This is a genomic window from Sphingomonas sp. URHD0057, from assembly GCF_000620665.1.
GTDB lineage: Bacteria > Pseudomonadota > Alphaproteobacteria > Sphingomonadales > Sphingomonadaceae > Sphingomicrobium.
Genome location: NZ_KK211162.1, coordinates 1,031,339 through 1,056,728 on the forward strand (window position 1 = coordinate 1,031,339; position 25,390 = coordinate 1,056,728).

General features: G+C 65.4%; 32 protein-coding genes and 1 pseudogene. 20 read left to right on the forward strand and 13 right to left on the reverse strand.

The window, feature by feature from the left end; all coding sequences use genetic code 11:
- Positions 1-257: 257 nt before the first annotated feature.
- On the reverse strand, positions 258-788 hold the full coding sequence (locus N539_RS0114050) for a YqgE/AlgH family protein (protein ID WP_231463120.1): 531 nt from the start codon (positions 786-788) through the stop codon (positions 258-260).
- Positions 789-934: 146 nt separating this feature from the next.
- Here N539_RS0114050 and N539_RS0114055 point away from each other — a divergent pair, with 146 nt between their 5' ends.
- Together N539_RS0114055 and N539_RS0114060 are read left to right on the forward strand one after the other, a co-directional pair.
- Positions 935-1,423, forward strand: coding sequence for a peroxiredoxin (locus N539_RS0114055; protein ID WP_028970776.1), 489 nt, complete (start codon positions 935-937; stop codon positions 1,421-1,423).
- Positions 1,424-1,547: 124 nt separating this feature from the next.
- Positions 1,548-1,964: a hypothetical protein gene (locus N539_RS0114060; protein ID WP_028970777.1), complete on the forward strand. Its 417-nt coding sequence runs from the start codon at positions 1,548-1,550 to the stop codon at positions 1,962-1,964.
- Between the two features lie 31 nt (positions 1,965-1,995).
- Here the strand turns inward: N539_RS0114060 and N539_RS0114065 are convergent, their stop codons facing one another.
- Positions 1,996-2,751, reverse strand: coding sequence for an alpha/beta fold hydrolase (locus tag N539_RS0114065; RefSeq protein ID WP_028970778.1), 756 nt, complete (start codon positions 2,749-2,751; stop codon positions 1,996-1,998).
- Positions 2,752-2,802: 51 nt separating this feature from the next.
- Between N539_RS0114065 and N539_RS0114070 the strand changes: the two genes are divergently transcribed.
- The 3 genes from N539_RS0114070 to N539_RS17295 all read left to right on the forward strand — a co-directional run bounded on the left by N539_RS0114070 (position 2,803) and on the right by N539_RS17295 (position 5,325).
- Positions 2,803-3,813 carry a hypothetical protein gene (locus tag N539_RS0114070; RefSeq protein ID WP_028970779.1) on the forward strand — a complete coding sequence of 337 codons (1,011 nt, stop codon included), beginning with the start codon at positions 2,803-2,805 and terminating at the stop codon, positions 3,811-3,813.
- On the forward strand, positions 3,813-4,475 hold the full coding sequence (locus N539_RS0114075) for a Fe2+-dependent dioxygenase (RefSeq protein ID WP_028970780.1): 663 nt from the start codon (positions 3,813-3,815) through the stop codon (positions 4,473-4,475). The genes N539_RS0114070 and N539_RS0114075 overlap by 1 nt, the downstream gene beginning before the upstream one ends.
- Positions 4,476-4,581: 106 nt before the next feature.
- On the forward strand, positions 4,582-5,325 hold the full coding sequence (locus tag N539_RS17295) for a DJ-1/PfpI family protein (RefSeq protein WP_197018432.1): 744 nt from the start codon (positions 4,582-4,584) through the stop codon (positions 5,323-5,325).
- Here N539_RS17295 and N539_RS0114085 read toward each other — a convergent pair.
- A complete protein-coding gene (locus tag N539_RS0114085) occupies positions 5,322-6,350 on the reverse strand; it encodes an aspartate-semialdehyde dehydrogenase (RefSeq protein WP_028970781.1) in 1,029 nt (342 codons plus the stop codon). The genes N539_RS17295 and N539_RS0114085 overlap by 4 nt on opposite strands.
- Before the next feature lie 102 nt (positions 6,351-6,452).
- Here N539_RS0114085 and N539_RS0114090 point away from each other — a divergent pair, with 102 nt between their 5' ends.
- Positions 6,453-8,663, forward strand: a complete 2,211-nt coding sequence (locus N539_RS0114090) for a M28 family peptidase (RefSeq protein WP_156029998.1) — start codon at positions 6,453-6,455, stop codon at positions 8,661-8,663.
- Between the two features lie 42 nt (positions 8,664-8,705).
- Here N539_RS0114090 and rplS read toward each other — a convergent pair whose 3' ends face one another.
- The 3 genes from rplS to N539_RS0114105 are packed head-to-tail and all read right to left on the reverse strand — an operon-like array spanning position 8,706 to position 10,167.
- Positions 8,706-9,116, reverse strand: coding sequence for a 50S ribosomal protein L19 (rplS, locus tag N539_RS17300; RefSeq protein WP_051531838.1), 411 nt, complete (start codon positions 9,114-9,116; stop codon positions 8,706-8,708).
- On the reverse strand, positions 9,113-9,850 hold the full coding sequence (trmD, locus tag N539_RS0114100; RefSeq protein WP_028970783.1) for a tRNA (guanosine(37)-N1)-methyltransferase TrmD: 738 nt from the start codon (positions 9,848-9,850) through the stop codon (positions 9,113-9,115). The genes rplS and trmD overlap by 4 nt, the downstream gene beginning before the upstream one ends.
- On the reverse strand, positions 9,847-10,167 hold the full coding sequence (locus N539_RS0114105; RefSeq protein ID WP_028970784.1) for a hypothetical protein: 321 nt from the start codon (positions 10,165-10,167) through the stop codon (positions 9,847-9,849). Before N539_RS0114105 ends, trmD begins: the two co-directional genes overlap by 4 nt.
- Before the next feature lie 52 nt (positions 10,168-10,219).
- Here N539_RS0114105 and N539_RS17305 point away from each other — a divergent pair, with 52 nt between their 5' ends.
- Complete coding sequence (locus tag N539_RS17305; RefSeq protein WP_051531839.1) at positions 10,220-11,182, forward strand: NAD(P)/FAD-dependent oxidoreductase; 963 nt, start codon at positions 10,220-10,222, stop codon at positions 11,180-11,182.
- Here the strand turns inward: N539_RS17305 and rimM are convergent.
- From rimM to N539_RS17315, 4 genes and pseudogenes are all read right to left on the reverse strand, one after another.
- Positions 11,179-11,679, reverse strand: a complete 501-nt coding sequence (gene rimM, locus N539_RS0114115) for a ribosome maturation factor RimM (RefSeq protein ID WP_028970785.1) — start codon at positions 11,677-11,679, stop codon at positions 11,179-11,181. The two genes, N539_RS17305 and rimM, sit on opposite strands and share 4 nt — an antisense overlap.
- Before the next feature lie 273 nt (positions 11,680-11,952).
- Positions 11,953-12,426 (reverse strand): annotated as a pseudogene (gene rpsP, locus N539_RS18275) (30S ribosomal protein S16); the annotation flags it as partial.
- 25 nt (positions 12,427-12,451) lie between these two features.
- Complete coding sequence (gene ffh / locus N539_RS0114125; protein WP_028970786.1) at positions 12,452-13,942, reverse strand: signal recognition particle protein; 1,491 nt, start codon at positions 13,940-13,942, stop codon at positions 12,452-12,454.
- A 155-nt stretch (positions 13,943-14,097) separates the two neighbouring features.
- Positions 14,098-14,526, reverse strand: a complete 429-nt coding sequence (locus tag N539_RS17315; RefSeq protein WP_051531840.1) for a hypothetical protein — start codon at positions 14,524-14,526, stop codon at positions 14,098-14,100.
- A 52-nt stretch (positions 14,527-14,578) separates the two neighbouring features.
- Between N539_RS17315 and dapF the strand changes: the two genes are divergently transcribed.
- Genes dapF through N539_RS0114160 form a run of 6 tightly spaced genes read left to right on the forward strand, consistent with a single transcriptional unit; the run spans position 14,579 to position 19,754 of the window.
- Positions 14,579-15,379: a diaminopimelate epimerase gene (dapF, locus tag N539_RS0114135; protein ID WP_028970787.1), complete on the forward strand. Its 801-nt coding sequence runs from the start codon at positions 14,579-14,581 to the stop codon at positions 15,377-15,379.
- Positions 15,376-16,536 carry a MiaB/RimO family radical SAM methylthiotransferase gene (locus tag N539_RS17320; protein WP_037552802.1) on the forward strand — a complete coding sequence of 387 codons (1,161 nt, stop codon included), beginning with the start codon at positions 15,376-15,378 and terminating at the stop codon, positions 16,534-16,536. Before dapF ends, N539_RS17320 begins: the two co-directional genes overlap by 4 nt.
- Positions 16,533-17,450, forward strand: a complete 918-nt coding sequence (gene ftsY, locus N539_RS0114145; protein WP_028970788.1) for a signal recognition particle-docking protein FtsY — start codon at positions 16,533-16,535, stop codon at positions 17,448-17,450. Before N539_RS17320 ends, ftsY begins: the two co-directional genes overlap by 4 nt.
- Positions 17,447-18,061: a septation protein A gene (locus N539_RS0114150; protein WP_028970789.1), complete on the forward strand. Its 615-nt coding sequence runs from the start codon at positions 17,447-17,449 to the stop codon at positions 18,059-18,061. The genes ftsY and N539_RS0114150 overlap by 4 nt, the downstream gene beginning before the upstream one ends.
- Positions 18,058-18,996 carry an ABC transporter ATP-binding protein gene (locus N539_RS0114155; RefSeq protein ID WP_028970790.1) on the forward strand — a complete coding sequence of 313 codons (939 nt, stop codon included), beginning with the start codon at positions 18,058-18,060 and terminating at the stop codon, positions 18,994-18,996. The genes N539_RS0114150 and N539_RS0114155 overlap by 4 nt, the downstream gene beginning before the upstream one ends.
- On the forward strand, positions 18,993-19,754 hold the full coding sequence (locus N539_RS0114160) for an ABC transporter permease (RefSeq protein ID WP_028970791.1): 762 nt from the start codon (positions 18,993-18,995) through the stop codon (positions 19,752-19,754). The genes N539_RS0114155 and N539_RS0114160 overlap by 4 nt, the downstream gene beginning before the upstream one ends.
- On the opposite strand, the gene N539_RS0114165 is transcribed toward N539_RS0114160, so the two are convergent.
- Complete coding sequence (locus N539_RS0114165) at positions 19,744-20,400, reverse strand: superoxide dismutase (RefSeq protein WP_028970792.1); 657 nt, start codon at positions 20,398-20,400, stop codon at positions 19,744-19,746. The genes N539_RS0114160 and N539_RS0114165 overlap by 11 nt on opposite strands.
- 190 nt (positions 20,401-20,590) lie before the next feature.
- Here N539_RS0114165 and N539_RS0114170 point away from each other — a divergent pair, with 190 nt between their 5' ends.
- Entirely contained in the window at positions 20,591-21,163 is a 573-nt protein-coding gene (locus N539_RS0114170; protein WP_028970793.1) for a urate hydroxylase PuuD, read from the forward strand.
- A gap of 17 nt (positions 21,164-21,180) precedes the next feature.
- Here the strand turns inward: N539_RS0114170 and N539_RS0114175 are convergent, their stop codons facing one another.
- Complete coding sequence (locus N539_RS0114175; protein WP_028970794.1) at positions 21,181-21,729, reverse strand: tetratricopeptide repeat protein; 549 nt, start codon at positions 21,727-21,729, stop codon at positions 21,181-21,183.
- A gap of 82 nt (positions 21,730-21,811) precedes the next feature.
- Entirely contained in the window at positions 21,812-22,864 is a 1,053-nt protein-coding gene (gene pspF, locus N539_RS0114180) for a phage shock protein operon transcriptional activator (RefSeq protein ID WP_028970795.1), read from the reverse strand.
- Between the two features lie 189 nt (positions 22,865-23,053).
- Between pspF and pspA the strand changes: the two genes are divergently transcribed.
- The 6 genes from pspA to N539_RS0114210 all read left to right on the forward strand — a co-directional run bounded on the left by pspA (position 23,054) and on the right by N539_RS0114210 (position 25,347).
- The gene (pspA, locus tag N539_RS0114185; protein WP_028970796.1) at positions 23,054-23,722 is read left to right on the forward strand and encodes a phage shock protein PspA; all 669 of its coding nucleotides are present in this window, start codon (positions 23,054-23,056) and stop codon (positions 23,720-23,722) included.
- 6 nt (positions 23,723-23,728) lie between these two features.
- Positions 23,729-24,007, forward strand: a complete 279-nt coding sequence (gene pspB / locus N539_RS0114190; RefSeq protein ID WP_028970797.1) for an envelope stress response membrane protein PspB — start codon at positions 23,729-23,731, stop codon at positions 24,005-24,007.
- A gap of 112 nt (positions 24,008-24,119) precedes the next feature.
- On the forward strand, positions 24,120-24,449 hold the full coding sequence (gene pspC, locus N539_RS0114195; RefSeq protein WP_051531878.1) for an envelope stress response membrane protein PspC: 330 nt from the start codon (positions 24,120-24,122) through the stop codon (positions 24,447-24,449).
- 24 nt (positions 24,450-24,473) lie between these two features.
- Positions 24,474-24,818, forward strand: a complete 345-nt coding sequence (locus N539_RS0114200; RefSeq protein WP_028970799.1) for a hypothetical protein — start codon at positions 24,474-24,476, stop codon at positions 24,816-24,818.
- On the forward strand, positions 24,815-25,102 hold the full coding sequence (locus N539_RS17325) for a hypothetical protein (RefSeq protein ID WP_051531841.1): 288 nt from the start codon (positions 24,815-24,817) through the stop codon (positions 25,100-25,102). The genes N539_RS0114200 and N539_RS17325 overlap by 4 nt, the downstream gene beginning before the upstream one ends.
- Positions 25,099-25,347, forward strand: coding sequence for a hypothetical protein (locus N539_RS0114210; RefSeq protein ID WP_028970800.1), 249 nt, complete (start codon positions 25,099-25,101; stop codon positions 25,345-25,347). Before N539_RS17325 ends, N539_RS0114210 begins: the two co-directional genes overlap by 4 nt.
- The last annotated feature ends 43 nt before the right edge of the window (positions 25,348-25,390 follow it).

A 25,390-nucleotide genomic window follows, 5' to 3' on the forward strand; every position in this document is an offset into this window, starting at 1 on the left:
ATTGGCCCAGCAATCGGTCAGCTGCGATCGGCAATTTTGTGCTGTCCTACAGCCCCGTCTTTGGCATATCTGAGTCGCCTCCTTCCTCCGGAGGCATAATGGCCACAAAACTCCCCGCCACCTTCACCCGGTCCCCGTCCGCCCGCTTGCTCCTCGCCTGCGCGCGTTCGCGTTGGACCGAAGTTGACCAAGTTGACTCACCCCCCTCCCCCTTGCGTGGGTGCGCGTTGGGGTGCCAACTCTGCCAAATTTCGCGATCATGCCGCGCCGGTCTCGCTGGTCAGCAGCCGCGGATCGATGCCCTCGGCCTTGAACGCGGCCGCCCAGCGCTCGTCGGTCGGCGTGTCGAACAATATCTTCGCGTCGCCGCGCGCGGCGAACCAGCCGTGACGCGTCATCTCCTCCTCGAGCTGACCCTCGCCCCAGCCGGCGTAGCCGAGCGCGGCGATCCATTGCGACGGGCCGCGCCCTTCCGCGATCGCACGCAGCACGTCGATCGTGCCGGTCATCGCGAAGATCGGGCCGTCCGGGCCGGCGACATGCAGCGTATCCTGCCCGCCCCAGTCTTCGGAATGGAGAATGAAGCCGCGCCCCGGCTCGACCGGGCCGCCATGATGCACGGCCAAGTCCGGCGCTTCCCCCGGATCGATGTCGAGTTGCCGGAGCAGGCCGCGGAACGTCATTCCGGTGCGCTTGTGGCCGATGCCGATGCCGATCGCGCCATTCTCGTCGTGGACACACATGGCGATCACGGCGCGCTCGAAACGCGGGTCGGCCATGCCGGGCATTGCAAGCAACAGCCTGCTCGACAGAAACGCTGGCTCTTCAACCACGGGGCCGACCATGGTCCGCCGATCCGCAACCGACAAGCCTTGAGGCCGTCACCCGCCACGCCTATCTGCCGCCTCGACCCCCACGCGAGGAGTATTCCCCAATGACCATTCAAATCGGTGAGCGCCTGCCTGACGTGCCTTTGTCCGCCGCCGGCCTCGATGGCCCCCAGCCAACCACCAGCGCCGAATATTTTCAGGGCAAGCGCGTCGCGCTGTTCGCGGTCCCCGGCGCCTTCACGCCGACCTGCTCGGCGCGCCACCTGCCCTCCTACGTCGACAAGGCGCAGGACCTCAAAGCCCAGGGCATCGACGAAATTGCGTGCATTTCGGTCAACGATCCGTTCGTGATGGCCGCTTGGAACGCGCGCGACGGCTCGCAGGACATCACCATGCTGGCCGACGGCAACGGCGCGTTCGCACAGGCGATCGGCCTGACCATGGACGGCAGCAAGTTTGGCATGGGCGACCGCTCGCAGCGCTATTCGATGATCGTCGACGACGGCGTGGTCGAACAGCTCAATGTCGAGGCCCCCGGCGAATATCGAGCGTCGAGCGCCGAATATATGCTCGACCAGCTGGCGACCGCGTAACGGCTTTTTACGGCTGGCCGCTGCCCGGCCACTCCTCACCGCTCAACCGTCGAATCGACCGAACGGCAAGCGCTTTCAATCGTTTAATCGAGATGAATGCGTAACAATTGTGAGGAGTATTAGTATGCCCAGGAACAGCAATCGAGGCGGACGGAACAACAACCCTTCGGGCCGCAACCAGTATAGCGACTGGGGCGTGATGGAGATGGCGCGCGAGCGTCCGGTGGCGGCGGCCGCGGCCGCAGTGGGCGCCGCGGCGGCGGGCCTTTTCCTGTGGTCGAAGCGCACGCAGATCACCGACCAGCTTAGCAGCCTCAGCGACCAAATGGGCGAGTGGCGGCAGAATATGGGCTCGGGCGGCACCGGCGGTGAATTTGACGATACCGCGGGCCTGACGACGACCGGCTCGAGCCGCACTGCCGGCCGCGGCATGAGCGAAACCGGCGGCGGCAATGCCAGCCTCGGCGCGAAGAGCGGCGGCGGCGGAATGCGCTCGACGGCGAGCGGACGCGGGCGCGCTCAAAGCCGGGCCACGAGCTAACTACCAGGGGCGCCTCCGGGCGCCCCTTCTTCTACGCGGCGAGAAACTCGGCAATCGCTTCGCCGAACTCGGGCTTGGTGACCGAGCTCATGTGGGTTCCCGGAACTTCACGGAAGACGGCGTTGGGGAGCACATTGGCAAGCTCCTCGGCCGAGCCGTTGTCCTCGTCCTCGCTTCCGCACACTACCAGCGTCGGCATGGTGAACGCTTCGAGCCAGGTCACGAACGCATCCTCGAAGCTTTCGAGCAGCTGCGCCGCCGCGACCCGATCGACCTTCTGGGTCTTCATGAACTGGATCGAAAGCCAGTGCGGGTCGCCGCGTTGGGCGGTGTCGAACAATGCGATTGTCTCGAGGAAGAAGATCTTTCGCCGTTTCCAGTTGCGCAAGCCCTCGAGTCCCGCCCCGCCGAGGATCGCCTTGCGCGGCCGCAACCCCTCGCCGACCGCCTCCACAACCGTCCGTGAGCCGAGCGAGAATCCGCCGAGGTCGAAGTCGCTCAGCCCCAGTTGGGCGATCAGCTCGCGCAGGTCCCGCGCCAGGATTCCCTTGGGATAATATTGCTCGCCATGCGGTCTGCCGCTGAGCCCGTGGGCGCGAAGGTCGGGCATGATCACTCGAAATCCCGCTTCCGCAATCCGCGCGGCGTGCCCAAACTTGATCCAATTGACGTTGGCGTCGGAGAACAGGCCGTGGAGGAGGATGACCGGCCGGCCCTGGCCGCATTCGCGCCAAGCCAGCTCGACGCCGTCGGACGCGGTCCAGTAATGCGTGGAGACTTCGCTCATCCGGGAAATCCACTCCTTGGTGCGGCGCCCAATGCCCGGCTAAGGGGCCGCATGTCCAGCGCGCCAAGCCCTGACGAGATCGCCCGCGACGCCACATGGCTCGCCCAGGCGCTCGACCCCGCCGCGGGCGTCATCCGGCTGATCGCCATGGACCGCGACAGCTACCGTGCGGCGAGCTTCCTCGACGACCGGATGCTGCAGCAGCCATTGGATGCACAGATTGTTCCCTGGCCGGACGTGGAGGCGGCAATGGCCGGAGATCTGCGCAGCGACGCGCGCTGGATCTTCCATATCGGCCATGTCGGGTCGACCCTCGTTTCCCGGCTCCTTGGGGAACTCGACAACGTCCTCGCGCTGCGTGAGCCGCGGCTGCTCCGCGACCTGGCGCTTTGCCCGCCAGACGTGCGGGATCGATACCTGCCGCCGGTGGGGAAGCTGATGTCGCGCACCTTCGCGCCCACAGAGGTAGCGCTGGTCAAAGCGACCAGCTTTGTCAGCGAAATCGCCGCCGAGCTCGTTCCGGCGGGCGAAGCCGCGCTGCTCATGTACGCGACACCACGAAACTACGTCGCGAGCATTCTCGCCGGCGAAAATTCGACAAAGGAGCTGCACGCGCTGGCCCCGACGCGGGCGCAGCGACTGGCACGCCGGATCACCGCCATCCGAACGCCGCATAACGATGCCGAGCTCGCCGCGGTGGCCTGGGCCTGCGAGATGAGCGCGCTCGAAACCGCAGCCGAGGCAATGAGTGACCGCCGCGTTGCATGGCTCGACTTCGACCGGATGCTGGCGGATATGCCGACAGCGCTCGCGGCCAGCGTGGAACTCCTGCAAATCCCGGCCGATGCCGAAGAACTGGAGGCGATCGCCGCCGGCCCGCTCACGACCCGCTACTCCAAGGCGCTCGAACACGACTACAGCCCTGCCTTGCGCCGCGACCTGATCGCCGACGCGACCCGCCGCTTTACGTCCGAGGTCGATGGGGCCCTTGCCATGTTGCGCGCGGCAGCCGAGAAATCGCCGTTGCTTGCGCGCTCGCTCGCTCGCTGCGGGGAGGATTGATGTATCGAATTCTGCCGATTCTGACCGAGGCGGAGGTTGCCGAGTGCCGCCGGATCGCGGCTGCCGCGACCTTCGTCGACGGGCGCATCAGCAACCCGCACAATGTCGCCAAGCAGAACGAGCAACTGCACGACGCCGAACCCTATCAGCAAAGCTCGGAGCTTCTGCGCCAGGCCCTCGTCCGCAGTGAGGAGTTCCGCAACTTCTCCTTCGCTTACGCTTTGGCGCCGCCGATGATGACCCGCTACAAGCAGGGAATGCAATACGGCGCGCATGCGGACGCCGCCTTCCTGCCGCTGCCGCAGGGCACGATCCGCAGCGATTTGTCGTGCACCATCTTCCTCAATGAGCCCGATGAATATGACGGCGGAGAGCTGCACATCAGCCTTGGCGATGCGGATTTGTTGTTCAAGCTCAAGCCCGGAGAAGCCGTGCTCTATCCGTCGGACACGCTGCACCAGGTGGTCCCGGTCACCAAGGGGGAGCGGCTGGTCGCGATCACCTTCATCCAGAGCCGCATCCAGGATCCGTTCCGCCGCAACCTGCTTTACAATTTGAACGAGGTCGCGGCGCTCGAGGGCAACAATATGGCGCCCGAGAACTTCACGCTCCTCCAACTCGTGCAGAATCAACTGATGAGGCACTGGGCCGAAACGCCCTGATTTCGTCCCTTCGTCACGGAATTCGGCACTCCGGCCCATTCGTCTTTGCCCCCGGCCGTCCGCGCGCCAGCCTGCCGTCATAGCACCACCGCGGGGAACGATGACGATGACCAAGATCGACAGGCGAGCACTCCTGACCACCGGAGGCGTCCTCGGCGTCGCCGCATTCGGAATCGCCGGCGCCCAGGCCGTGATCGCACCCAAGGCAGCGGCGCCGAAGGCCGCGCCGGATATGGGCGGCCGGATTCCCGTCGCATTCGTGATGGGTTCGGGGTCGACGATGATCGACTTCGCCGGGCCGTGGGAGGTGTTCCAGGACGCCGGCGACGGCGAGAACCAGGCATTCTACATCTACACCGTGTCAGACTCGACCGACGAGATCATGACGACCGGCAATTACCTCAACGACAAGATGAACGGATTGCGATTCCGGCCCGACTTCAGCTTTGCCGACGCGCCCCAGCCGCGCATCATCATGATGGGCGCGCAGGGTGGCCACACGCCGGCGAAAATTGAATGGATTAAGCAGGCGGCGGTGAAGGCGGATCATGTTTTCTCGAACTGCACCGGGGCGTTCCTGCTCGCCAAGACCGGGCTCCTCGACGGCCTTTCGGCCACCACGCATCACGATTTCTTCGACGGCTTCGAGAAGCAATTCCCCAAGGTGAAGCTGGTCCGCGACGCGCGCTACGTCGACAATGGGAAGATGATTACGTCCGGGGGCCTGACATCAGGCATCGACGGCGCACTGCACATCGTCGAACGAACGCTGGGACGCGAACGGGCGGAGCGGACGATCGCCTATATGGAATATAGCGGCGACGGCTGGCGGACCCGGGCGCGCGCCTAGGCCGCCTTCTGCAGATGCTTGCGGCCGAGAAGCTCGGCGATCTGGACGGTGTTGAGCGCCGCGCCCTTGCGGAGGTTGTCGCTGACCACCCATAGCGACAGGCCGTTGTCGACCGTCGGGTCGTCGCGGACGCGGCTGACGAAGGTGGCGTAGTCGCCCACGCACTCCACCGGCGTCACATAGCCGCCGTCCTCGCGCTTATCGATGAGCATGACGCCGGGCGCCTCACGCAGCAGTTTTTGCGCTTCCTTGGCGCTAATTTCATTCTCGAATTCGACGTTCACCGCCTCCGAATGCCCGACGAACACGGGGACGCGGACGCACGTCGCGGTCACCTTGATCGAGGGATCGAGGATTTTCTTGGTTTCCACCACCATCTTCCATTCTTCCTTGGTCGAGCCATCGTCGAGGAAGCTGTCGATTTGGGGGATGACGTTGAACGCGATCTGCTTGGTGAACTTCACCGGCTCGTTGGAATCGCCGACGAAGATGTTGCGGGATTGCTCGAACAGTTCGTCCATCCCGGCTTTTCCGGCGCCAGATACCGACTGATAGGTCGCAACGACGACGCGCTTGATCTTTGCCGCGTCGTGCAAGGGCTTGAGGGCCACCACCATTTGCGCGGTCGAGCAATTGGGGTTGGCGATGATGTTCTTCTTGCGATAGCCGGCGATGGCTTCGGGATTCACCTCTGGCACGATCAACGGCACGTCCGGGTCCATGCGGAACGCCGAGCTGTTGTCGATCACGATACAGCCCTGTGCTGCCGCGACCGGCGCATATTTGAGGCTGGTCGAAGCCCCCGCCGAAAACAGGGCGATGTCGTAGCCGGTGAAGTCGAAATGCTCGAGGTTCTTGACCTTGAGCTCCTGGCCGCTGTCGCCGAAGTCGATCAAATTACCAGTCGAACGCGCCGAGGCGACTGCGGCAACCTCGTCAGCGGGGAATTGACGCTCGGCGAGGATGTTCAGGATCTCGCGCCCGACATTGCCCGTCGCACCGACGACCGCGACCCGATAACCCATGTGCCGATTTCCTTGCTGAAGACGGGCCGCGAGGTGGGCTTGGCGCCCCCGATTGTCAACGCGAACAAAGCTGTCACTATCCGCACCGGAATTGGGGGCGTCATGGCAAATTGGCTTCGCGCGCTGCTGGTGTTCGCGCTCCTGCTGGCAGGCTTCGCGCTCAAAGGTGTGCTGATCGCCCCGCCGACTGCGCCGGCCCACGTAAGAGCGGGCGAGTTCGATACGAGCCGCGCTGCCACACGGCTCCAGCGCATCCTCGGCGATGAGCGCCCGCACCCTGTCGACAGCGCGGCGGACGACGCGGTTCGCACCCGGTTGATCGCCGAGCTGCGCGCGAGCGGTCTTCAGCCGCAGGTCCACGAAACGATGGACTGCAGCGCGATGCCCAGGACCCGCGCCGTCAGCTGCTCGCGCGTCCGCAACGTGATCGCCACAATCCCGTCGCGGCGGCCGGGCCGGCAATTGCTGCTGAACGCGCATTATGACAGCACGCCGACCGGCCCCGGCGCGGGCGACGACGGGCTTGGCGTCGCGGTCCTGCTCGAGGTCGGATCGATCCTCAAAGCAAACCCGCCGCCTCGGCCGGTCACGTTGCTGTTCAACGAAGGCGAGGAATATGGCCTCAACGGTGCCCACGCCTTCGTAAGCGGCGATTCGCTGGCGCGCCAGGTCGATTCGCTGATCAACATCGATGTCCGCGGGGTGAGCGGTCCGGCGCTGATGTACGAAACCAGCGATCCCAACGGCGCCGCCGTGGGCATCTACGCCAGCGCCGCGCGGCGGCCCTACGCCAATTCGATCAGCACCGATTTTGCCAGGCTGATCCCGAACACCACCGATGTTGTCTTTTTCAAGCCGCGCGGCTGGACGCTGCTCAACTACGGCATCATCGGCAACGAGACCCCCTATCACTCGCCCGGCGACACGGTCGCGGCGCTGAGCCGGGACAGCCTCGGGCATGTCGGTACGGAAGTGCTCGCCGCGACCAATGCCATGGCGGCCTCGGCCGATCCCGCTCGGGCAGGAACGGGGCGGACCGTGTTCACCGATCTCGGTGGTCACGCTTTGTTGCGCTTGCCTCTGTTCGCCGCGGCGACCGCTCTCGCCATCCTGTTGCTCGCGGCATTGCTGCTCGGCTGGCGCAGATCGGCGCTCGGTCGGCCGTTATTGCTGTGCACGGCGATGGTTTTCAGCGGAAGCCTGGCGGCGGGCCTGCTGAGCTTTGTCGCGGGCCTGGTCCGGGCCGGCGATTTCTGGCGCGCCTATCCGTTGGTCTCCTACCTCGCCCTCTACGCCACGCTCCTCGCGGCCATGGGCGCGATCTGGTCGAGGTGGGGCCGAGGCTTCGACCCCAAGCGGATGCGGGCGGCCGCCTGGCTCCTCATCCTGATCTTCGGTTCGGCGCTCAGCCTCGCTTTGCCCGGGGCCACCATCTTCTTTCTGATCGCCCCGGCAATCGCCCTGCTCGGGATCGCGCTCTCCGCGCGCTCGCCGTCGGCGGCGAACTTCCTCGCCGTCCTTGCGATCCTCGTTCAGTTTGTGATGGTCGCGCAGCTGCTGGCGCTCATGGAAATGCTGCTGATCGACGGGCCATTGGCGGCGGTCGTCCCGCTTGCCGCGCTCGCCGCGTTGCCAGCAATCGTCGAGACCGACGCTGGATCGCCGCGCCCCGCCCTGCTCGGCTTGCTTCTCGTCGCATCGGTGCTGTGGGTCGCGGCGCTGGCAGCGCCTCGGGCCAGTGCCGAACGGCCGCTCGGGTTCAGCATCGATTATTTCCGGGATGCCACCAAGGGGACCGCGAACTGGGGCGTCGCGACCAAGCAAGCGCCCCTGCCCGCGAGCTTCCCGGGCCGTTGGAGCAAGTCCGTCCTGCCTTACAACGGCCGGCCGCGCTGGGCCTCGGATGCGCCACTGCTGCAGACGCCGATCCCGAACGCGCGTGTCCTCAGCAACATCCCGGAGGGTAACGGCCGCCGGGTGCGCCTGATGATCTCGCCGGGCGGCGGCAACAGTGTCGCGATCCGTTTCCCGAAGGATGTGAAGCTGCTTGCCCTGGGCCTTGCGGGCGCCGCGATTCCCCTTCCCGCAAAGGGCGAGCCCGAAAAGCCGCTGCTGCGCTGCACTGGTCGATCATGCGCGGGCCTGCAGATCGAGGTGCTACTCGGCAATCGGGAGCCGGTCGAGGCGGAACTGTTCTCCACGCGCTTTGGCTTGCCGCCGGAGGGGCAAGCGCTAATCGCCGCGCGCCCTGCAAACGCAATGCCGCAATATGCGCCGGATCAGACCATCACGATGACGCGAATCAAGCTCTGACCGCTACGCCGTCAGTCTATCGCACCAGAGCGGCTGGAGGCCCTAGCCCTTGGCTTCGGTCTCGGCGCCCCGGTCGCCCGGAACGTCGCGCTGGACCATTCGGCGCTCGGCGATGCGCGCCGACTTACCGGTGCGGCCGCGCAGGTAATAGAGCTTGGCGCGGCGGACGTCGCCGCGGCGCACGACCTCGATATGGTCGATGATCGGCGAATAGAGCGGGAACACGCGCTCGACGCCCTCGCCGAAACTGATCTTGCGGACGGTGAAGCTGGAGCCGACACCCTTGTTGGCGCGGGCGATGCAGACGCCCTCGAAATTCTGCACACGAGTGCGCTCGCCCTCGATCACCTTGACGCCGACGCGCAGCGTGTCGCCTGGGCGGAATTCGGGAACGGGCTTGTCGGCGGTGAGCGCATCAATGGCTTCGCGCTCGAGGGTCTCGATCAGGTTCATTTGTTCTTCTCTTCACTGTCCCGCTGCGCGCCAGAGGGCGGTGCCTGCGATGCGCCCCCGTGGCGCTCGATCAGGTCCGGCCGCCGTAGCCGTGTATCGTCGACCGCGCGTTCGTGTCGCCACGCCGCGATCTTCGCATGATCCCCCGACCGCAGCACTTCGGGGATCGTGCGCCCTTCCCATGTCACTGGTCGGGTATAGTGCGGATATTCCAGGAGACTCTCATCGAAGCTCTCCTCCTCTCCGCTGGAGGCCGCGCCCATTACCCCGGGAAGCAGCCTCACGCAAGCATCGAGGACGACCATCGCGCCAAGCTCGCCGCCCGAGAGCACATAATCGCCAATCGACACCGGTTCTATCGGGCGCGCCTCGAAGATCCGCTCGTCGAACCCCTCGAACCGGCCGCAGAGCAGGATCATGCCCTCGCCCGCCGCCAGCTCGCGCACCCGCTCCTGGGTCAGCGGAGCGCCACGCGGCGTCAGCGCCAGCATCGGGCGGCCATCGGCGACGCCGTCGAGCGCTCCTGCGAGCACATCCGGCCGAAGCACCATTCCGGCGCCGCCGCCGGCCGGCGTATCATCGACGCTGCGATGCTTGTCGGTCGCGAAATCGCGGATGTTGACGGCGTCTAGCGCCCAAATGCCCTCCTCCAAAGCTTTGCCCGCCAAACTCGCGCCCAGCGGCCCCGGAAACATCTCTGGGTAGAGCGTGAGGACGGTCGCGCGGAAGGTCATTCCGCCTGCCTGCGGCTGGTCAGGGTCGCGCCGACCAGCCCACCGATCCACGCAAGCAGCGCGAACCCGCCGCCGATCGCGGTCAGCGCCATGATGGCCAGATCCTCGATCTGCTCGCTTCCACGATGATCCATCATGGCAATCATCAGCACCCCGATGCAGGTCGCGATCAAGGTCATCAGCGGAAGCGCCAAGGCGGCAACCAGTCTCCTCCGCCGCCGGCTCCATTGCGGGCGGATTCTGGTGAGCAGGGAAACGAGCGCCGAGCCCATGAAGACCGCGAGCGCGAAGCCGATCAGCACAAAGGTCCAGTTCATTGGCCGCGGGCTAGTCGGGAACCGCCGTTGCGGCAATCCATTGGGCCGCTTCATGGACGAACCCATTCTCGACTGCCTGGTCATCGGCGGCGGGCCCGCGGGCCTGACCGCCGCCATCTATCTCGCCCGCTTCCACCTCGACATCCTCGTCGTCGATGGCGGCAAGAGCCGGACGAGCTGGATTCCCTGCACCCGCAACCACGCTGGCTACCCCGACGGCATCAGCGGGGAGGAGCTGCTCCAGCGGATGCGCGACCAGGCATGCAAATATGGCGCGAAGATCGAGGCGGAGTTCGCGACCAAGCTCGAGCGTGAGGGGCAAAGCGGACTGTTCACCGCCACCTGGGGCTCGGGCGAAGCGAGGGCGCGGACCGTGCTGCTTGCGACCGGCGTCAGCAATCGCCGCCCGCCGATGGACGAGGAGCTTCACGATGACGCGCTGGCGCGCGGCCTCATCCGCTATTGTCCGATTTGCGACGGCTACGAGGTGACCGACAAGCGGGTCGGCGTGATCGGCAGCGACAGCCATGGCGTTGCCGAGGCGGTGTTCATCCGCAGCTACACCGCCGACGTCACGCTCATCGCGCCGGACGCTGCGCTAAAGCTGGGAGCCGAGGACCAGCGCAAGCTCAAGGAGGCCGAGATCGACTGTGTCGACGGCCCTGCTCAGGCGGTTGCGCTCGCCGGCGAGTGCATCGTCGTCGACACCGCCGAAGGTCACTACACCTTCGACAGCGTCTATCCGGCGCTCGGGTCGGACACGCACACCCAGCTCGGCGAGATGGTCGGCGCGGCGCTCGCCGAGGACGGCTGCTTCCTTTGCGACGACCACCAGCGGACCAACGTTGTTGGCCTCTATGCGGCGGGCGATGTGGTGCACGGGCTCGACCAGATCGGCCACGCCATGGGCGAAGGGGGTGTCGCCGCGACCACCATCCGCAATGACCTGTGGACCAAGGACCCGCGCTGGCGCGAGCCGGTCGAGGAGCTGGAACAAGCGGAAAGCGGCAGTTAGGCGAGAAATTCCGGATCGAGGAGGATGCGGCCGTTCTCCAACTCGGCAATTCCAGGCTTGAACGGGATCAGCGAGCGCTTGCCCTGCTCGTTCTCGATTTCGAGCAGGTCGCCGGCGCCGTAATTCTCGACGGCAACGACGGTGCCGACACGAGCGTCGGCGCGATCGAACGCCGCCAGCCCGATCAGGTCGCCGTAATAATATTCGCCCTCACCGAGCGGCGCGAGGGCGGCGCGGTCGACCTCGACCAGCGATCCGCGGAGCGCCTCGGCGGCGCCTCGATCGGCAATGCCCTCGAACCGGGCGACGGGCGATTTGCCTTCGCGCACCGCAAGGAGCCGCCGCTCGGAGCCGCCGACATAGAGCTTTTTGTGGTTCGACAGGCTTTCGACGCTGTCGCTGAACAGCTTGAGTCGCACCTCGCCTTTGACGCCATGCGCTCCGGCGACCGCGGCGAGAGCGATCCTGCGCTCGCCACGGTCACCCGAAGTCGTCAATTACTCGGCCTTCTCTTCGGTCTCGGCCTGGGGCGAGTCCGCGGTCGGCGGGTTCACATCGTCCGCGCCTTCGGCCGGGGCCTCGTCGGCCGGCGCTTCCTCGGCGACGGCTTCCTCAGCCGGAGCTTCCGCCGCGTCGGGCTCGGCCACGACCGACTCTTCGCCAGCCTCGGCTTCAGCAGCAGCCTCTTCGGCCACCACTTCCTCGGCAGGAGTCTCTTCAGCAGCAACGTCCGCGACCGGAGCTTCCTCGCCCGCTTCCGCCTCGGCGGCGGCTTCTTCGGCTACCGGCTCTTCGACCGGAAGATCGGCGGTGTCGGCCGGGGCCTGCTCGGCAGCAACTTCCTCGGCCTCGGTCGGAGCCTCGGCGACGGGTTCCTCCTGCGGCGCGGCGGCGGCTTCGGCGGCTTCGGCTTCCTTGGCGGCGCGCTGCTCGACGCGCTCCTTGGCCTTCTCGCCCGGCTCCGCCTTCTGGGGGTTGTTGCGGGCGGTCCGCTCGCGGATGCCGGCGGCATCGAGGAAGCGCAGCACGCGGTCCGACGGCTGGGCACCGACCGATAGCCAGTGCGAAATGCGCTCCGCATCGAGCTTCACCCGCTCCGGCGAATCCTTCGCCAGCAGCGGATTGTAGCTGCCGAGCTTCTCGATGAAGCGGCCGTCGCGCGGGGCGCGGCTGTCGGCGACGACGATGCGGTAATAAGGCCGCTTCTTGGCGCCGCCACGGGTTAGACGAATTGCTAGTGCCATTTGTTATTCCTTTCAGTGCGTTCGTTTATTTCTTTGAGAATTTATCGAAACCGGGTGGCAAATTGAACGGGGAACCTCCGCCGAGACCCGGAAGCGCCGGACCGCCACTGCCAAGGCCCGGCATGCCGCCGGGCGGCAGCGCGCCGGGAGGAGCAAGTCCGCCGAGCGCTCCTTCGAGGCCGCCCTTGCTGAACATCGCGGCGAGCTTGCCCAGCCCACCCATTTTCTTCAGCCGCTTCATCGCGGTCGCCATTTCCTGGTGCATTTTGAGGAGCTTGTTGATCTCCTGCACCGTCGTTCCGCTGCCCTTGGCGACGCGGATCTTGCGCTTGGCGTTGATCAGCTCGGGCTTGATCCGCTCCTTCGCGGTCATCGACGAGAGCATCGCCTCCATGTGGACCAGCGCCTTGTCGTCCTGCGCCTTGTCCATCGCGCCCTTCATGCCCTTGAGGCCCGGCATCATGCCGGCGAGCGCACCAAGTCCGCCCATGCGCTGCATCTGCCGCAGCTGCGACCACAGATCGTCGAGGTCGAACTTGCCCTTGGCCATCTTGGCCGCGAGCTTCTCGGCTTCCTCGACCTGGATCGTCTCGGCGGCGCGCTCGACCAGGCTGACGACGTCGCCCATGCCGAGGATGCGGCCGGCAACGCGCTGCGGGTGGAAGGCCTCGAGCTTGTCGATCGCCTCGCCGACGCCGGCGAACTTGATCGGCTTGCCGGTGACCGCGCGCATGGACAGCGCCGCGCCGCCACGTGCATCGCCGTCGAGCCGGGTCAGGATCACGCCGCTCAAGTCGACCTCGCCGGCAAAGCCCTTGGCGACGTTGACCGCGTCCTGACCAGTCAGCGCATCGACCACGAGCAGAGTCTCGGTCGGCTGCGATGCCGCCGCGACCGCCTTCATCTCGGCCATCAATTGATCGTCGACGTGGAGCCGGCCCGCGGTGTCGAGCAGCACCACGTCATAGGCCTGGAGCTTGGCCGACTGGATCGCGCGTTTGGCGATGTCGACCGGCTGCTGCCCGGTGACGATCGGCAGCGTATCGACGTTCGCCTGGCGGCCGAGCACCGCGAGCTGCTCCTGTGCCGCCGGCCGCGCCACGTCGAGCGAGGCCATCAGCACCTTCTTGCGCTCGCGCTCGGCAAGCCGCTTGGCAAGCTTAGCCGTCGTCGTCGTCTTGCCCGAGCCCTGAAGCCCGACCATCAGGATTACCGCCGGCGGCGTGACCGCGAGATTGAGCTCCGACGTCTCCGCGCCAAGCGTCTCGACCAATGCATCGTGGACGATCTTGACGACCATCTGGCCCGGCGTGACCGAGCGCAGCACTTCGGCGCCCACCGCCTGCTCGGTGACCTTGTCGACAAAGTCGCGAGCAACCGGCAGCGCGACGTCGGCTTCGAGCAAAGCGACGCGCACCTCGCGCATCGCAGCGCGCACGTCGCTCTCGCTGAGCGCGCCGCGCCCGCGAAGCCGGTCGAATACGCTGCCGAGCCGATCGCTCAACGTGTCGAACAAACTGGTTCTCCCAACCTCAAACGCAACGCCTCAAAACGCAAAATACGCCGGCGGGCGAAACCTCGCCGGCCAGCGTGCACCCGTGGGCGCCTACATCGATGTCTGTCCTTAGGACGTGGCGCGCTTAGCCGCTCGATCGAGAAAACTCAACCGTGTCAGAACTTGGGCTTGCCCTTCGGCTTGCGTGGTCGCGAGGGGCCGCCCCCCGGTCCGCGAGGCCCGCGGTTGGGCCCTTCGCCGTTCGGCGGGCCGCGGCGAGGGCCGCGCGGCGGACCGCGGCGATCGTTGCTTGGGCGCTGGCGGTCGGGCACGCGGTCCATCGGGCGCGCCGCCTGCATCTCCTGGCGCAGGCCGACCGCATAGCCTTCCTTGAGAAGCGCCGTGAACGCCGCCCGCGTGCTCTCCGCGAGCTGGTCCCGCAACTCCTTGGGCAAATCGGCGAAGGTGACGTTGGCGTGGATCGCCTGGACATCGCGCAGCAGCTGGTTGGGCAACCCGCCCGAGGCGCGCTTCAGCGCGGCGATGCCGTCGAGCACCGCCGAGAACAGGATCGATTGCATGACGTCGTTGGCGGCTCTCGGCATGATGCCCTCGCAAGGTGGACTAAGCCCGGCGCGCTCCCTAAGTCGCGGGCCGATGCGGCGGCACTTCCACAAGATGCATGGTCTCGGCAATGATTTCGTGATCATCGATGCGCGAAACGAGCCGTTCGACGTCACGCCGTCGCTCGCCAAAGCGATCGCCGATCGCCGCACCGGCGTCGGTTGCGACCAGCTGATCGTGCTCGAACCGAGCACCACCGCCGACCTCAAGATGCGGATCTGGAACCAGGACGGCGGCGAGGTCGAAAGCTGCGGCAACGCCACGCGCTGCGTCGTCCAGCTGACCGGCGTCCGGACGATCGACAGCGATGGGGGCCTGTTGACCGGCGAGAGCGTCGGCGCCGAGGTCGAGGTCACGCTTCCAGAGCCTCGCTTCGCCTGGAACGAGATTCCACTTGCCTACGCGATGGACACCAACCCGCTGCCGATGGCGTGGGATGAGCTGAATCATCCGGTCGCCATCAACGTCGGCAATCCCCATCTGGTTTTCTTCGTGCCCGATGCGCGCGAAGTCCCCCTGCAAGACGTAGGGCCGCGGATAGAGAACGACCCCGCCTTCCCCGAACGGATCAACGTCAACGTCGCAACCTTGGTTCATGACCGGTTGAAGCTGCGCACGTTCGAGCGCGGCGTCGGCGAGACGCTCGCCTGCGGGACCGGCGCCTGCGCCAGCGCGGTCGCGGCGATCGTAACCAGGCGCGCGCAGTCTCCCGTCACCGTAGACATGGCCGGCGGCTCGCTGACGGTCACGTGGGAGCCGGGCCAGCCCATTCGCATGCGCGGGACCGCCACGCATGTCTTCGAGGGCGAGCTCAACTTGGACGCGCTGCAATGAGCGTCGAGACGATCACCCTCGGCTGCCGTCTCAATTTCGCGGAGAGCGAGACGATCGCGCGTGAAGCGCCGGCCAGCGAAGACTGGATCGTCGTCAACAGCTGCGCCGTGACCAACGAGGCCGTGCGCCAGACCCGCCAGGCCATCCGCCACGCGCACCGCCGGCGCCCGCCCGCCAAGATCCTCGTGACTGGCTGCGCCGCCGAACTCGACGCGACGGCGTTCGAGGCAATGCCTGAGGTCTCCCGCGTCGTCGGAAACACGAATAAACTCAGCGCCTTCAAGGCAAATGACGTCATGGCGCCAGCGGGCTTCTTGCACCATGTGAAGAGCTTCGTCGCGATCCAGACCGGCTGCGACCATCGCTGCACCTTCTGCTCGATCTGGCAGGCCCGCGGGCCGAGCGTCTCGCTGCCCTTCGACGCCATTCGCGACGCCGTCGCTCGCGAGATCGGCCGCGGCGCGAAGGAGATCGTCCTCACCGGCGTCGACATCACCGACTATGAGGGCGGCCTCGGCGTGCTGTGCCAGCGCCTGCTCGCCGCCGAACCCAGGCTCCAGCGCTTGCGTCTGTCATCGCTCGACAGCATCGAAGTCGACGAGGCCTTGTTCGAGCTGATCGCCGGCGAGCCCCGGTTGATGCCGCATTTCCATCTTTCCCTGCAGGCCGGCGACGATTTGATCCTCAAGCGGATGAAGCGCCGTCACAGCCGCGCCCAGGCGGTGCGGACGGTCGAGCGGATCAAGGCCGCGCGCTCCGATGCCACGATCGGCGCCGACCTCATCGCCGGATTTCCGACCGAGTCTGAGGAGATGGCGCTGAATACGCTGGAATTGCTTGATGATTGCGACATTGTCGCAGCTCACGTTTTTCCCTTCTCCCCGCGCCCGAAGACGCCCGCCGCGCGCATGCCGCAAGTTGAGCGCGCGCGGGTCAAAGTCCGCGCCGCCCGCCTCCGCGTTGCCGCCGCCGAGCGGCGCATTCGCTGGCTCGACCGTATGGTCGGCAACCGGCAGCCGGTCCTCATCGAGGGTGACGGCACCGGCCACACGGATAATTTCGCCCCGGTGGCCATCGTCGGCACCCGCCGCGGCGAGACGGGCCTCGCCCGCATTACCGGCCGCAATGAAGGTCGATTGGCGGCGGTCTGGGCATGAGCTGGCTCGATCGCCTGCGCGGCGGCTTCCAGAAAACCGCCGAGCGGGTCGCCGACAACCTTACCGGCGTCACCAACCGCGCCGCGCTCGACACCGCCACGCTCGATGACGTCGAGGAGGCACTGATCGCCTCCGACCTTGGCCCCGAAGCGTCGCACCGGATCCGTGAGGCGATCGCCCGGCAGAAATTCGAGCGGCTCGACGAGCGCGGGCTGCGGACGATTCTCGCCGACGAGATCGAGAAGATCCTAACCCCCGTCGCCAAACCGCTGGAAGTCTGGGGCTTTCCCCGGCCCCATGTCATCCTGGTGATCGGCGTCAACGGTTCGGGCAAGACGACCACCATCGGCAAGCTCGGCCACTGGCTGAAGGAGCAGGATTACGGCGTCCTGCTCGCCGCCGGGGATACCTTTCGCGCCGCGGCGATCGAGCAACTGCAGATCTGGGGCGACCGCATCGGCGCGCCGGTCATTTCGGGCAAGGAAGGCGGCGACGCGGCCGGGATCGTGTTCGACGGCGTCAAGCAGGCCACCGCCCACGGCGAGGACGTGCTGATCGTCGACACCGCCGGGCGCCTGCAGAACAAGACGCATTTGATGGAGGAGTTGGCCAAGATCCGCCGCGTGCTCGGCCGCCTCAACCCCGAGGCGCCGCACGACATTCTGCTCGTGCTCGACGCGACCACCGGTCAGAACGCGCTTGCCCAGGTCGAAGTGTTTCGCGAGAGCGCGGGCGTGACCGGCCTCATCATGACCAAGCTCGACGGCACCGCGCGGGGCGGCATCCTGGTCGCCGCGGCCGAGCGATTCGGGCTCCCGATCCACGCCATCGGGGTCGGCGAGACCGCCGACGACCTGCGCCCGTTCGACCCTCGCGCCGTCGCCCGAGCGATCGCCGGACTGCCGCCCGAATGAGCGAGAAAGCCGAGCCGCAGGGCGGCGCCAAGCTCCTGATCGACCTTGGACCGCTGCTGGTGTTCTTCCTGGTCAATTTCCTGGCACCGGTCCCGTCCGTGCTGAGAATCTTCGTGGCGACGGGTGCCTTCATGGTGGCCATGGTCGCGGCGATGCTGTTTTCGGCCATTCGCTATCACCGGATTTCGCCGCTCCTATGGTTCTCCGGCGTGATGGTCGTGATTCTCGGCGGACTGACGATCTGGCTGCACAACGAAGCCTTCATCAAAATGAAGCCGACGATCTACTATGTGCTCGTGTCCGGGCTATTATGGTTCGGTCTGGCGACGGATCGTCCCCTGCTTCAGCGCGTGCTGGGCAGCTCCTACCCTGGGCTCGACGACGATGGCTGGCGAAAGTTGACGCGCAACTGGGCCCTGTTCTTCGCGATCATGGCGGTGCTGAACGAGGCGGTCTGGCGCAACAGCTCGACCAATTTCTGGCTCGGCTTCAAGCTGTGGGGCGCAATCCCCCTCACCTTCCTGTTCGCGGCCGCAAACATGCCGATGCTGTTAAGGCACGGCCTCATGAAGGAGGACGCAGTGCCAGCCGAACCGGGACCTGTCGAATGAGCGAAATCATCCTCTCCATCCGCGGCCTGCACAAGGAGTATGGCACCGGCGTCAAGGCGTTGAAGTCGGTCGATCTCGACATCCGCAAGGGCGAGATTTTCGCGCTGCTCGGGCCCAACGGCGCCGGCAAGACGACGCTGATCAACATCATCTGCGGGATCGTCACCGCGAGCGGCGGCGAAGTGCTGGTCGAGGGCAAGAACTGGCAGACCGACTATCGCCATGCGCGGGCTCGCATCGGCCTTGTCCCGCAGGAGCTGACCACCGACGCCTTCGAGCCGGTGTCGCGCACGGTCGCTTTCTCGCGCGGGCTGTTCGGCAAGCCGCGCGACGACGCCAGGATCGAGGAGCTGCTGAAGCGCCTGTCGCTGTGGGACAAGCGCAAGACGATCATGATGCACCTGTCGGGCGGCATGAAGCGGCGAGTGATGATCGCCAAGGCGCTCAGTCACGAACCGTCGATCCTGTTCCTCGACGAGCCCACGGCCGGCGTCGACGTCGAGCTTCGCCGCGACATGTGGGACCTCGTTCGCCAGCTCCGCTCCGACCGCACCACGGTCATCCTCACCACCCATTATATCGAGGAAGCGGAGGAAATGGCCGACCGCGTCGGCGTGATCAGCAGGGGCGAGTTGATCGCAGTCGACGAGAAGCAGGCGCTGATGGCGCGACTCGGCAAGAAAACGTTGAAAATCATGCTGGTCGAGCCGCTCGAGACGATCCCGCCCGAGCTTTCGGAATGGAACCTCGCGCTCGAGGATGACGGACACCAGCTTTGCTACCAGTTCGACAGCCACGCCGAGCGCACCGGCATCGCATCGCTGATGAGGCGCCTGTCCGATCTCGGCATCGCCTACAAGGATCTCGCAACCCACCAGTCGAGCCTCGAGGACATCTTCGTCGAGCTCGTCCACGGCGAAAGGGCAAGCGCATGAACTGGAACGGGATCGGCGCCATCTACAAGTTCGAGATGGCGCGCTGGGGGCGGACCCTGTGGCAAAGCCTGATCACCCCGGTGATCACCACCGCGCTCTATTTCGTGGTGTTCGGATCGGCGCTCGGCAGCCGCATGACGGCGATGGACGGGATCAGCTACGGCAGCTTCATCGTGCCCGGGCTGACGCTTCTTTCGGTGTTCATGCAATCGATCTTCAACGCCAGCTTCGGAATTTATTTTCCGAAGTTTACCGGCACGATCTACGAACTTCTCTCAGCACCGATCTCGAGCTTCGAGGCGGTGCTGGCCTATGTCGGAGCAGCCACCACCAAGTCGGTGATCCTCGCCCTCGTCACGCTGGCAACCGCCCTTCTGTTCGTGCCCGTCCAGGTCGATCACCCGATCGCGATGCTCCTGTTCCTGCTTGGCATCACCACCGGATTTTGCCTGTTCGGCTTCGCCATCGGCGTCTGGTCCAAGAATTTCGAGCAGTTGCAGATCTTCCCGATGCTGGTGATTACGCCGCTGACCTTCCTCGGCGGCGCCTTCTACTCGATCAAGGCGCTCGGCGCGCCGTGGCGGACGATTGCGGCGTTCAACCCCATCGTCCACCTCATCAGCGGCTTCCGCTGGAGCTTCTACTCCGTCGCCGACGTGCCCGTCTGGGCCAGCGCCGCGGTCACGCTGGCGATCAACGTCGCCTGCATGGCGGTCATCGCCTGGATGTTTAAGACGGGCTACCGGCTCAAGCAGTAAGCTCCGGCGACCGCGCGCCCTCGCCTTGGTTGGCGCGCTCGAAGCCTTGCCCGTCGAGGTTCTGGGCGACGAAGTCCCAGTTGACGATGTTCGCCAGCACCGTGCTCGCGAACCGCGGACGTTCGTTGCGATAGTCGATGTAATATGCGTGCTCCCACACATCGAGCGTGAACAGCGGCACCATGCCCTCGTGGACGATCGGAGTGTCGGCATCGTGGAGCGACGTCACGCGCAGGTTGCCACGATCGAGGAGAAGCCACGCCCAGCCGTTGGAGAAATGATTGACCGCTTCCTCCTGCAGCTTCTGCAGCAGGTATTCGGCGTTCCCGAACGCGTCGTTGATCAGCGTCGCCAGCTTGCCCGATGGCTGCTGGCCCTGCGCCGGCGCCAGGCATTGCCAGAAGAAGCTGTGATTCCACAGCTGCGCGCCATTGTTGAACAGCTTGGCGTTATCGGACCGCCGCGCCTCGCGGACCACCTGGGTCAATGACGCTCCGCTGAGGTCCCGCTGTCCTTCGATCAGTTCGTTGGTCTTGGCGACATAGGCCTTGTGGTGCTTGCCGTGATGGTAGTCGAGCGTCTCGGCCGACATGTGCGGCGCAAGCGCGTCTTTGGCATAGGGCAGTTCTCGCAGTTGGAAGGGCATTTGGGGCAACTCCTTGAACTGTCGGGGAAACGCCGTTTCCAGCGCCGTCTCCGATCGTGCACCCCTGCCCGCCTTCGCCCGAGATGCTTGCAGCGGGGAAAATTTCAACCCAAGAAGCGACGGCGAAACGAAGTTTTGCGTCGAAGCGCGGCGCGACGGCGCATTGGCGCAACGACAGAGGGGGAAAGTGATGGGAAAATTCTTCGCGAATCTGAACCTGGTCCTGTGCGTGGGACTGATCCTTGCCGTGCTGATCGCGGTCTTTCCGGACTCCGGCTATCGGCCTCCGACCGGGGACCTCGTCAACGGCGTGCTGCAATGGCTGCACGTCTTCTTCGGCATCACCTGGATCGGGCTGCTCTATTATTTCAACTTCGTGCAGACGCCGACCATGCCGACGATTCCCGCCGAGCTGAAGCCGGGGGTCTCCAAGTACATCGCCCCTAAAGCCTTGTTCTATTTCCGCTGGGGCGCGGCCTTTACCGTCCTCACCGGCCTCCTCCTCGCCTGGTCCTATGGGGAGCTCGTCGAAGCGCTGACGCTGCAGCCGTCGGCGCGGCTAATCGGCATCGGCATGTGGCTGGCGCTGATCATGGCCTTCAACGTCTGGGTCATCATCTGGCCCAACCAGCAGAAGGTCCTCGGCCTGGTAGCCGCCGACGATGCGGCCAAGGCGAAAGCCGCTGCGACGGCGGGCATGGCCTCGCGCCTCAACGTGCTGCTGTCGATCCCAATGCTGCTGGCAATGACCAACGCCCACTGACGGGGGCGGTCGATCGCTCAGTGAACCCGGTAGCGCGCCAGCTGCTCGGCCGGCAGCTTCCAGCCCGGCGCCATGTCGCGCGCCTGGCTGAGATCCGTGAAGGCCGCCTTGAGATCGCCCATCATCTCATGCGCGACGCCGCGCGCGTAAAGCGCCAATGCGGGGCGGATCGTATGCGCCTCGATCGCGCGCTGGATGAGCGGCATGGCTTCGCTCGGCTTGTCCTGGCGTAGCCGCAGCAAGCCCTTGTTGAGATAGGCTTCGGCCTCGTTCCGGTCCATCGACAGCGCGGTGTCGAAATCGCGATCGGCGCCGGCATTGTCGCCGAGATTCATGCGAACGATGCCGCGATTGACGAGCGTTGCGACGCGGTCTTCAAAGCTCAGCGGCTCCTGATCCAGGGCAGCCGTGCAATTGTCGAGCTCGCCCGACCGGACGCTGTAGCTTTGCGATGCCGCATAGCAGGTGGCGGCGCGGCTTCCGACGCTGAACGTGCTGGCTTGGGCCGGTGCAATAGACAGACCGGCGACAAGAATAGTGCCGGTACAAAAAGTCAGCGCTTTCATAACGACCTCCGTGGATTCTGCCGTCGCATCATACCACGGGCGGAAGATCGTTTCCTGAGCGTTTTGAAAGCGAATTCGGCGTTTATGCCGAAGAATCGTGAAGCTTATGCCGCTTCAAGGCATGACGAAGCTGGTCATAGCTGAGGCCCAGCGCGACGGCGGTCGCGCGCTGGTTGAAGCGGTTGCGCTTCAGCGCGTCCTCGAGCAGCGCGCGCTCATATTCCGCGACCGCTGACCGAAAATCACTGGTCGAGGCCGGCGCCGGGACCGGTGTCGCGCCCGGCAGGTCGGCATCGGCCGCGGTCTCGTCCTCGACCAGTCGTGCCGGCCCTACATAAGCCTGGGCTGCCGCGCGCGGCGCCCACGGCGAATGAAAGGGATCGAAGACGATCTCCTCGACCGGCCGCTCGGGGTCCTCGTGCCGGTAGACGGCGCGCTCGACGACGTTGCGGAGCTCGCGGACATTTCCCGGCCAGTGATAGGCCTCGAGCTCGGCCATCGCGCGCGGGCTGAATCCCGGCCAGTTGGGCCAGTCGAGCTCGACGCCCATGCGCCGCCCGAAGTGCTCCGCGAGCAATGGAATGTCTTCCTCGCGCGAGCGCAGGGGCGGCAAGGTGATGACCTCGAACGACAGGCGATCGAGCAGGTCGGCCCGAAACTTCCCCTTGTCGACCTGGGCGGGCAAGCTTTCGTTGGTCGCCGCGACGATACGGACGTCGACCGCGATCGGCCTCGACGCGCCGATGCGGGTGATTTCACCATATTCGACGGCGCGCAGGAGGCGGTCCTGGGCCGCCATCGACAACGTCCCGAGCTCATCGAGGAACAAGGTGCCGCCGTCGGCTTCCTCGAACCGCCCGTGGCGGGTCTTGGCGGCGCCCGTAAAGCTGCCCGCCTCATGTCCGAACAGCTCCGCCTCGATCAGGTTTTCGGGAAGCGCCGCGCAATTCATGACGATCAGCGGCCCGGCCCAGCGCTGCGACAGGTGATGAAGGCGTTCCGCGATCAGCTCCTTGCCGGTGCCGCGCTCGCCGACGACGAGCGCCGGCCGGTTGAGCGGCGCGGCCCGGCTCGCCCGCTCGACCGCGTCGAGGAACGCCAGGCTTTGCCCGATGAATTGTTCGGCCCGCTCCATTTTGTCTTTCGATCAGAAATCTGACCGACTGTTGGTGGCAAATCCCATGATTTGGCAAGGATTTTCATGCTGATTTCACACTTAAAAATCGGAAAATTCAGCATGTTTGGCGTTTCTTGCGTTTTGGCACGCCTTTTGAATGGTAAATGGCAGGTACAGGGTCCTGATTTGTGAATGCGGAGTGCTGGAATGGGTATTTTTTCCCGGTCGCGCGATATTTTCGCGGCCAATATCACGGAGCTGCTCGACCGCTCCGAAGATCCGGCGAAGATGATCCGGATGGTCATCCTCGAGATGGAGGAGACGTTGGTCGAAGTGCGCTCGTCTGCGGCGCGCTGCATCGCCGACGGCAAGGAAATGCGGCGGGCCCTGATGCGGCTCGACGAACTCCAGTCGAGCTGGACCGAAAAGGCCGAGCTCGCGCTCAGCAAGGAGCGCGAGGACCTTGCCAAGGCAGCGTTGATGGAGCGCCAGAAAGCGGCGGACATGGCCGACGGCCTGCGCCAGGAAATCGGTGTCATCGACGGCACCCTCAAGGATTATGAGGCGGACATCGCCAAGCTGCAGGGCAAGCTGCGTGAAGCGCGCGCGCGCCAGAACGCGATCTCGACTCGGTTCGAAAGCGCGGTGACGCGAGCCAAGGCGCGCGAGATCATGAACGGCAATCGCACCGAGGACGCCTTTTCGCGCTTCGAGGTGCTCGAGCGCCGCGCCGACTTCGCCGAGGGCCGCGCGGACGCACTGGGAATGACGGGGCCGAAGAGCCTCGAGGAAGAGATTGCAGAACTAAGGGCGAGCGAGTCGGTCGATGCCGAGCTGGAGGCGATGAAGGCCGCGCTCAAAGCGAAGGGAAAATAAGACTTTATGGATGATGTTCTCGGATATTTGGTTGGTGCGATCGCCATCCTCACCTGCTGCCTTGGGTTTCCGTGGCTAGTGTTTCACTACATCACCAAATGGAAGCAGGCGAAGACGTTGACGTCAGGCGACGAGCAACTGCTCGATGAGCTGCACGATGTCGCGCGAAGGCTTGACGACCGCCTGTGCACGATCGAGCGGATCATGACCGCGGAAAATCCAGACTGGCGTCAGCAGTGCCTCCCGGGCCGCGAGAACCAGCGCCTGCTGGCGGACGGAGAATAAAATGGCGGACGATCGCTACCCCATTTCTTCGGACCGGTCCGACCGCGGTTATTTGACCGAGCAGCCGGCCAGCCGCACCCGCTTCTATCGCGACAAGCGCCACGGCAAGGTCATGGGCGTCTGTGCCGGGATCGCCGATTATACGGGCTTCGACGTGAGCCTGGTCCGGATTTGCATGATCGCCGCACTGTTCCTCAGCAGCGGTTCCATCCTGCCGATCTATTTCATCGCCGGCTGGATTGCGCCGGTGAAGCCGCGCGAGCTCGACTATTCCGACCGCGAGGAAACGCGCTTTTGGCAAGGCGTCCGCGCCTCACCGGCCCGGAGCGCGCGCGACATCCGCTCACGCTTCCGCGACCTCGACCGGCGCCTGGCCGACATCGAAAGCTATGTAACCACCGAAAATCGTTCGCTCGCTCGTGAAATCGACCAGCTTCGCTGAACCACCAGGAAGGGGCACAACTCAATGGATCAGGACGTCCAGCAAGTCTTCAACTTCGTCATTGACATACTGCCGTGGGTCGCCGCGATCGTCGCCTTCAGCGTCGGCGGCGCGGTATTTTCCACCTGGCTCAAGATCAAGAACGGCTATCCGCTGTCCAACAGCTGGGGGATGCCGATGCATCCCAAGACCGACAGCGAGGCAGCGGAGAGGATCCGCCTCCTCACGACTGAGAATGCCCAGCTCCGCGCCGAGCTCGGGTCGGTCAAGGACCGGCTGGAAAACATCGAGCGAATCGTGACCGACGAGCCGACACGGCTGGCTCAGGAGATTGATTCCCTCGCGCACGGCAAGGCTGGCCGCGCATGATCGGCCCCGGCGAAGTGATGGTCGCGCTGATCGTCATCGGGCTCCCCGTGATCATGCTGATGGTGATCGGAAACCGCTTCTTTCGCCTCCGCGAAAAGAAGCTCGAGGTCGAAGCGGGGTTGGCAGCGGAAAAAGCCGCACAATATGCGTCGCGCACGATGGAGCTCGAGCAGCGTGTCCGAGTCCTCGAGCAGATCGCCACCGACGGAGGCGCCCAGACGGCCGCCCAAATCGAGGCGTTGCGTGAGCACAAGCGGATCGAGAGCGGAGAAGAAATTCGATGAATCCTTTTGAGATGGTTGCGGTGATCGTGGTCGCGGTGATGATCGGGTCAGTCCTCCGCGCGCGGTACGGCTATCATCGACGCGGTGGTGCGCCCGCGGGCGTCAGTCCCGAAGAGCGTGCCGAGACTTTGCGCCTGCGCGAGGAAGTGAAACAGCTCAAGGAACGGATCACCGTCCTGGAGCGGATCACGATCGAAAAAGAGAACAGCCTGGCCAAGGAAATCGAGTCGCTCCGCGACCGCTAGCGATGCTAGGGCAAAGGGGTGAGCGGTCTTCCAGCCCTGTCGG

Coding starts and splice junctions, on each gene's coding strand:
- N539_RS17295 (WP_197018432.1), top strand. CDS start 4,582: ATGACCAAGATCGACAGGCGAGCACTCCTGACCACCGGAGGCGTCCTC.
- N539_RS17315 (WP_051531840.1), bottom strand. CDS start 14,526: ATGCCGAGAGCCGCCAACGACGTCATGCAATCGATCCTGTTCTCGGCG.
- pspF (WP_028970795.1), bottom strand. CDS start 22,864: ATGGAGCGGGCCGAACAATTCATCGGGCAAAGCCTGGCGTTCCTCGAC.
- N539_RS0114175 (WP_028970794.1), bottom strand. CDS start 21,729: ATGAAAGCGCTGACTTTTTGTACCGGCACTATTCTTGTCGCCGGTCTG.
- rplS (WP_051531838.1), bottom strand. CDS start 9,116: ATGAACCTGATCGAGACCCTCGAGCGCGAAGCCATTGATGCGCTCACC.
- N539_RS0114155 (WP_028970790.1), top strand. CDS start 18,058: ATGAGCGAAATCATCCTCTCCATCCGCGGCCTGCACAAGGAGTATGGC.
- N539_RS0114210 (WP_028970800.1), top strand. CDS start 25,099: ATGAATCCTTTTGAGATGGTTGCGGTGATCGTGGTCGCGGTGATGATC.
- N539_RS17325 (WP_051531841.1), top strand. CDS start 24,815: ATGATCGGCCCCGGCGAAGTGATGGTCGCGCTGATCGTCATCGGGCTC.
- pspA (WP_028970796.1), top strand. CDS start 23,054: ATGGGTATTTTTTCCCGGTCGCGCGATATTTTCGCGGCCAATATCACG.
- pspB (WP_028970797.1), top strand. CDS start 23,729: ATGGATGATGTTCTCGGATATTTGGTTGGTGCGATCGCCATCCTCACC.
- N539_RS0114055 (WP_028970776.1), top strand. CDS start 935: ATGACCATTCAAATCGGTGAGCGCCTGCCTGACGTGCCTTTGTCCGCC.
- N539_RS0114050 (WP_231463120.1), bottom strand. CDS start 788: ATGCCCGGCATGGCCGACCCGCGTTTCGAGCGCGCCGTGATCGCCATG.
- N539_RS0114065 (WP_028970778.1), bottom strand. CDS start 2,751: ATGAGCGAAGTCTCCACGCATTACTGGACCGCGTCCGACGGCGTCGAG.
- N539_RS0114160 (WP_028970791.1), top strand. CDS start 18,993: ATGAACTGGAACGGGATCGGCGCCATCTACAAGTTCGAGATGGCGCGC.
- N539_RS0114060 (WP_028970777.1), top strand. CDS start 1,548: ATGCCCAGGAACAGCAATCGAGGCGGACGGAACAACAACCCTTCGGGC.
- N539_RS0114105 (WP_028970784.1), bottom strand. CDS start 10,167: ATGAACTGGACCTTTGTGCTGATCGGCTTCGCGCTCGCGGTCTTCATG.
- N539_RS0114075 (WP_028970780.1), top strand. CDS start 3,813: ATGTATCGAATTCTGCCGATTCTGACCGAGGCGGAGGTTGCCGAGTGC.
- ftsY (WP_028970788.1), top strand. CDS start 16,533: ATGAGCTGGCTCGATCGCCTGCGCGGCGGCTTCCAGAAAACCGCCGAG.
- N539_RS0114070 (WP_028970779.1), top strand. CDS start 2,803: ATGTCCAGCGCGCCAAGCCCTGACGAGATCGCCCGCGACGCCACATGG.
- trmD (WP_028970783.1), bottom strand. CDS start 9,850: ATGACCTTCCGCGCGACCGTCCTCACGCTCTACCCAGAGATGTTTCCG.
- N539_RS17305 (WP_051531839.1), top strand. CDS start 10,220: ATGGACGAACCCATTCTCGACTGCCTGGTCATCGGCGGCGGGCCCGCG.
- pspC (WP_051531878.1), top strand. CDS start 24,120: ATGGGCGTCTGTGCCGGGATCGCCGATTATACGGGCTTCGACGTGAGC.
- N539_RS0114090 (WP_156029998.1), top strand. CDS start 6,453: ATGGCAAATTGGCTTCGCGCGCTGCTGGTGTTCGCGCTCCTGCTGGCA.
- N539_RS0114165 (WP_028970792.1), bottom strand. CDS start 20,400: ATGCCCTTCCAACTGCGAGAACTGCCCTATGCCAAAGACGCGCTTGCG.
- N539_RS0114150 (WP_028970789.1), top strand. CDS start 17,447: ATGAGCGAGAAAGCCGAGCCGCAGGGCGGCGCCAAGCTCCTGATCGAC.
- N539_RS17320 (WP_037552802.1), top strand. CDS start 15,376: ATGAGCGTCGAGACGATCACCCTCGGCTGCCGTCTCAATTTCGCGGAG.
- dapF (WP_028970787.1), top strand. CDS start 14,579: ATGCGGCGGCACTTCCACAAGATGCATGGTCTCGGCAATGATTTCGTG.
- N539_RS0114085 (WP_028970781.1), bottom strand. CDS start 6,350: ATGGGTTATCGGGTCGCGGTCGTCGGTGCGACGGGCAATGTCGGGCGC.
- N539_RS0114200 (WP_028970799.1), top strand. CDS start 24,474: ATGGATCAGGACGTCCAGCAAGTCTTCAACTTCGTCATTGACATACTG.
- N539_RS0114170 (WP_028970793.1), top strand. CDS start 20,591: ATGGGAAAATTCTTCGCGAATCTGAACCTGGTCCTGTGCGTGGGACTG.